A 5,630-nucleotide genomic window follows, 5' to 3' on the forward strand; every position below is an offset into this window, starting at 1 on the left:
TCGACCGGGCTGCCGGTGACGGTGAGCTCCACGCCGAGGATACCCAGAAAACGACGGCACCAGCGCTGTTTGGCCGCCAGCACCACGGGGCGGTAAGGCGACCAGAAGGCCCCCAGCAGAAAGGCCAACACAAAGCCCCACAGCAGATAAAGCACGATGCGGGCAACCCGGAACATCCTGCGCAGTTGCGGCCAGAGGCCGCTGCCCTCATAAGGACTGACGCTGACGCTATCGTTCATTGCTTTCCAGAGTCATAAGCGTTTGCCACCCAGATCAGACGCCCCCAAAACCGTTGGACCTTTGCTCGCAAAGCGAAGGTTTCAGTAAGCACCCAATGCTTCCCCCTCATTCGCCATGCAAGCATGGCTCCAACGGCCTGGACCGGACGCTATTTCTATTCGATGCCCCTCAAACCGCTTGGGCGGGCTGCAAGAAATGCTGCACATAACGGGCGGGCAGATCATCCACCGCCATCAACACGAAGAAATCCAGGCAATTGAAATCCGGGTCCCAGCAGGGCTCGCCGCAGACCCGGGCCCCCATGCGCAGGTAGGCCTTGAGCAACGGCGGCATTTTCACGTTGTCGTCGTCGGCACTGCCCGGCAGCCGCTCCAGGCGCAGGTGCGGCTGGACCCGCAGCGTGGCATCACTCAGGTGGCGCTGACTGATGCGCCGCTGAATGGCGGCCACATTGTAGCCCTCGCTCAGGGCAATGCTGGCGCAGCCCAGCAGGTAACGCACATCGTTTTCGAGCATGTACTGGGCCAGCCGGGCCCACAGCACGGTAATTACCGCGCCACCACGATGGGCGGGATGAATACAGGTGCGGCCAATCTCTGCTACCCGGCCATCCAGATGACGCAGCATGGACAAATCAAACTCGCCGCTGGAGTAGAAGCCGCCGGTGCGGTGCAGGCGCTCACCGGGCAGCACCCGGGTGTAACCCACGATCTCACCGCTGTGGTTGTCGCGTACCACCAGATGCAGACAGTGTTTATCAAAGCGATCCCGGTCCAGTCCGAAAGGCGCGCTGAAGCTGGCACCATATTCCTGGGAGAAAATACGGTAGCGCAAACGCTGGACCTTGATGATTTCCCGTCGGGAGCGGGTGAAGTAGGCACTGAAGCGCCCGGCATTTTCCGCATCCGCCGCCATGTCCCGGGGGAAACGGAGAATATCGGCAGTGGCCGTAAACGGCTTGGTCAGGGCCCCTCTTAAATGGGGGCTCAGTGCTTTGATCTTTCCTGCGGCTTGCGCAAGCATAGTGTACTCCACTGGCAGTTTCGGGCAGTTTCGCCAGTGGACGTGGCACAGTAGTGACGTTTGAGTGACAGTTGTGCGACAAGGTTAAAAGCAATTAATAGTTAATAATGGATAGTTAATAGCTGCGCGGGAGTGGCACTGTGGTTGCTGAAACGCATGAGGCCGCGCGCAAAGGCGGGAAGTGAAAAGGAGACCCTATGGACAAGCCAGTCATTGCTTCCCGGTTTCCCTATCCGTTGCCGGTGAAGAAAGGGGAAAAGGTATTCTGGTGTGCCTGCGGCCGCAGCGACAACCAGCCTTACTGTGATGGCAGCCACAAAGGCACCGGCATCACCCCGGTGGCCTACACCGCACCACGGGACAAAATCGTGTTTTTCTGCGGCTGCAAGCACAGCGCCAAGGGACCGGTTTGCGATGGCAGCCATTCGAAGATAGTGAATAGTGAACAATGAACAGTTAACAGCGGCGCGGAATAGAAATGTCTGAATCAGAAAGCGGAGAGGCCGCGCCCAATGTATGAGCGCGGCCTCTCCGCTTGCAGCTTGGGACGCGTCCATTCGCGTCACTGTTAACTATTCACTATTAACTGTTCACTGCTTTCACCCCGTGTTGCGAAGCCCTGCTGCAATACCGGCGATGGTTACCATCAACGCACTTTCCAGGACTTTATCGCCGTCTTGCTGACGCAGGCGGGCCATCAGTTCTGCCTGGAGAAGATGCAGAGGGTCCGTGTAAGGGTCGCGGACACGGATGGACCAACGCATCACCGGGTTGTTGTCCAGCAGGTCTTCACGTCCAGTGAGCGCAGACAAGGCGTTCACCGTGCCGGTGAGCCGCTCGCGTAACACCTCGCCCAGGCGGGCAAGATCAACGTCCTCCCCGGCCAGGCGCTGCTCGTACCAGGCCGCCACGCGCAGATCGGCCTTGGCCAGTACCATTTCCAGCATGTCCACCACACCCTGGAAGAACGGCCATTGCGCCACCATTTCCTGCACGGTGCGATTCTGTTCCGGGTCTGCCTGAGCCGCCTCCAGCGCTGCCCCGGTGCCCAGCCAGGCAGGCAGCATCAAGCGGATCTGCGTCCAGGCAAAGACCCAGGGGATGGCTCGCAGGGAGCTGATGCCGGCATCCTTTTTTCGCCGTGCCGGGCGACTGCCCAGGGCCAGTCGGGACAGTTCGGTCTCCGGGGTAACCGTGCGCAGATAACGCACCAGCTCCGGCTCTTCCTGGACCACGCTGCGGTAGCCGGCCACGGAGACGTCGGTGAGCGTCTGCATCTGTTCCCGCCATTGCGGTTTCGCCGCCCGGGGGGGCAACAGGGTGGCTTCCAGGGTGGCGGCCACATATTGCGCCAAGTTGAACACGGCCACTGCCGGGCGACCGTATTTGAAGCGGATCACCTCACCCTGCTCGGTGACGCGAATGCGCCCGGCCACCGAACCCGGCGGCTGGGACAGCAACGCCATGCGGGTGGGCGAGCCACCCCGGGAGATGGAACCACCCCGGCCATGGAACAAGGTCAGTGGAATCTTGTGCTCGGCAAACAGAGCGGTGAGTTTTTCCTGGGAGCGGTACTGGGCCCAGGCGGCACCGAGAAAGCCCGCATCCTTGGCGGAGTCGGAATAGCCGATCATCACTTCCTGGCCCCCGGCCACTCGCTGCCGATAGAACGGCACCGCCAACAGGGCCGACATGGTGTCCTCGGCGTTGTCCAGGTCATCCAGGGTTTCAAACAACGGCACCACGCGCATGGGCTCGCTGACCCCGGCGATCTTCTGCAGCAGCATCACCGCCAGCACATCCGAGGGGGCCCGGGCCATGGAGATCACATAGGCACCCAGCCCTTCGCTGCCCTGCTCGGCAATCACCCGACAGGTGGCCAGCACTTCCGCCACCTCGTCGCTGCATTCCTCACTGCGGTAAAAGCCGTCATCAATCAACGGGCGACGGGCCTGCAGTTCCTCTACCAGGAAGGCCTGCTTGCGCTCCTCCGGCCAGTCGGCGTAGCTGCCCAGCTGCAGATAGCGGGTCACCGCATCCACCGCATCACGATGACGGGTGGATTCCTGACGGATATCCAGACAGAGCAAGGTAATGCCGAAGCAGTTGAGCCGGCGCAGGGTGTTTTTCAGGTCGCCATCGGCGATATCGCCCAGCCCGACTGCACGCAGGGAGCGGTCGATCAGTTGCAGGGGAGCCAACAGCTCCTCGCGGCGCTGGAACCCCTCGCCTTCCGGCACCGGCAAGTTTTCCACCCGCGCTTCCATCTGCCGGCGGGTCAACTTCAGCCGCTGGCGCACCTGGCGCAGAATCACCCGATAGGGCTCGTGGCTGTGACCGGTTTCGGCCAGCAACTCGTCGCTGGCCGTTTCCATGGACAGGTCCGCCAGCAGGTTTTCCACATCACGCAGATACAGGTCAGCGGCCATCCAGCGGGCCAGCAGCAACACTTCCCGGGTCACCGGCGCGGTCACGTTGGGGTTGCCGTCCCGGTCCCCGCCCATCCACGAGGCCAGTCTCACCGGCGCCCAGTCCGCGGGTGGCTGTGGCAGCCCTTGCTCGGCCAGCTCCCGCTCCAGTTGCCGAACCATTTCCGGTACCGCCTGCCACAGGGACTGCTCAATGGTGGCGAAGCCCCACTTGGCCTCGTCCACCGGGGTGGGCCGTTCGCGGCGGATTTCATCGGTGCTCCAGGCGGCCAGGATCAGGCGGTAGAGCTTTTCCCTGCGAAAGGCCAGTTCATCGTCGGTCAGGTCAGGGCGGTCCAGTTCACCGAGCAGATCCGCCATCTGGTCGTACTTGCGGATCAGGGTACGGCGGGTTACTTCCGTGGGGTGGGCAGTGAGTACCAGCTCCACTGACAGATCCCGCAGGGTGCCTTCGATCACTCCACCGGGAACCTGCTCCTCCTGCAGGCGCTGCAGCACATCGCGAATCCCCTGATCTCCACCGGGATCACCGGGATAGCGCTGGTGCTGGCGATGCAGACGTTCGCGGTGGTGTTGCTCGGCAATGTTGCTCAGGTTGAGAAACTGGCTAAAGGCCCGCGCCACTTCCAGCAGGGTGGCATCATCCAGGGGCGACAACAGATCGCGCAGGGACGACAGCGCCGCCCCCTGCTCTCCGCGGGTGGTTACCGAGGCCTGACGGATGGTTTCGATGGTCTGGTACAGATCCTCTCCGGCCTGCTGGCGCAGGCACTGGCCCAGCAAATCCCCCAGCAAACGCACATCATCTCTCAGCGGCGTGTTGACACTGTTATCCACGGTGACTCCTTCATGACTGCAGGACGGTATGGCCTTCTTTATGCCTGAGCCCATTGGCCTTGGCCATGACATCGGCAAAAAAACGCATTTTTAACAACATTCCCGTGCCGGACATCTTTATTCCGGAGAGGCCCTGACGCAACATAGGCTCCATAAATAACCGGGGATCGATGAATCATGACGACTTCCAGCCGTATCACCTCGGATCAGGGTGTGGTGATCATGCAGTACCTGGCCCGGGCCCTGTTTGCCGCCCTGGCCGTGATTTATTTCCACCATGCGGACAACTTCTTTTTTACCCTGCCCAAGGCCACCCCCTGGCTGCTGTTCGCCGCCTATGTGGGCCTGCAGTTGTTACTGGTGTTCTGGCGACCGGCCAATGGCGATGCGTTCGCTTCCGGCCTGGATCTGCTGACCCTGGGTATCGTACTGCTGCTGGACCCGGGCAATCCGCCGCCCACCATGGCGCTGCTGTTTATCGCCGTGCTCAGCAACGGCCTGCTGCATGGCATCAAACGTTTTCTGATCATGCTGGCCGGTGCGGAAATCGTGCTGGCCTTCGTGTTACCAATCCGGCTCAGTTATGTGACCACGCCAACAGCCTCGGCAAGCCTGTTCCTGGTCATCGCCCTGAGTGCCTGCATGCTCTATTTCGGGCTGATGATCTGGCGCAACCAGGCCCTGGCACGGGCGGCCCTGGAAGCCACCTGGCGGGATCCGGACACGGATTTCATCAGCCGCGAGGCACTGGTCAGCACCGCCGGCTGGCTGGTGCCACTGCACGACCGGATTTCCTCGCCGCTGACCCTGGCGTTGGTCCGACACGACGAACTGCCCCAGCTGGCCAACCGGGTGGCTCACCGCATCCGCCGCAGTGACGTGGCGGCGCGCTATGATGAACAGCATCTGGCCCTGCTACTGCCCTGCACGGCCACCGCCGCCGCCGAGCAGCTGCTTAACGATCTGCGCGACCGCCACCCTGGGCTGCGCGCCGCCATCATGACCTTGAGCGACGGCGATGCGGCCCTGGAGCAGGCCCTGGCTCACCTGCAGAGCTCCATGGCCCGCACCCGGGACGACAACGACCACTGGCTGGCCCAC

4 protein-coding genes and 1 pseudogene are annotated in these 5,630 nt (G+C 62.2%); 2 read left to right on the forward strand and 3 right to left on the reverse strand.

Features of this window, described 5'->3' with window-relative positions:
- A pseudogene (locus A3714_RS01880) lies at window positions 1-239 on the reverse strand (1-acyl-sn-glycerol-3-phosphate acyltransferase); the annotation flags it as partial.
- A gap of 169 nt (window positions 240-408) precedes the next feature.
- Window positions 409-1,263 (reverse strand): GNAT family N-acetyltransferase, encoded by an 855-nt coding sequence (locus tag A3714_RS01885; RefSeq protein WP_062816803.1) that lies wholly within the window; start codon window positions 1,261-1,263, stop codon window positions 409-411.
- Window positions 1,264-1,460: 197 nt separating this feature from the next.
- On the opposite strand from A3714_RS01885, the gene A3714_RS01890 reads away from it, so the two are divergent.
- Window positions 1,461-1,715: a CDGSH iron-sulfur domain-containing protein gene (locus tag A3714_RS01890; protein ID WP_063509351.1), complete on the forward strand. Its 255-nt coding sequence runs from the start codon at window positions 1,461-1,463 to the stop codon at window positions 1,713-1,715.
- Between the two features lie 147 nt (window positions 1,716-1,862).
- Here A3714_RS01890 and ppc read toward each other — a convergent pair whose 3' ends face one another.
- Entirely contained in the window at window positions 1,863-4,529 is a 2,667-nt protein-coding gene (gene ppc / locus A3714_RS01895) for a phosphoenolpyruvate carboxylase (protein WP_063509350.1), read from the reverse strand.
- 177 nt (window positions 4,530-4,706) lie between these two features.
- Between ppc and A3714_RS01900 the strand changes: the two genes are divergently transcribed.
- On the forward strand, window positions 4,707-5,630 hold a 924-nt coding region (locus tag A3714_RS01900; protein WP_231867812.1), incomplete at its 3' end, for a GGDEF domain-containing protein.

It is taken from the genome of Alcanivorax sp. HI0007, from assembly GCF_001635525.1.
Classification (GTDB): Bacteria; Pseudomonadota; Gammaproteobacteria; order Pseudomonadales; family Alcanivoracaceae; genus Alcanivorax.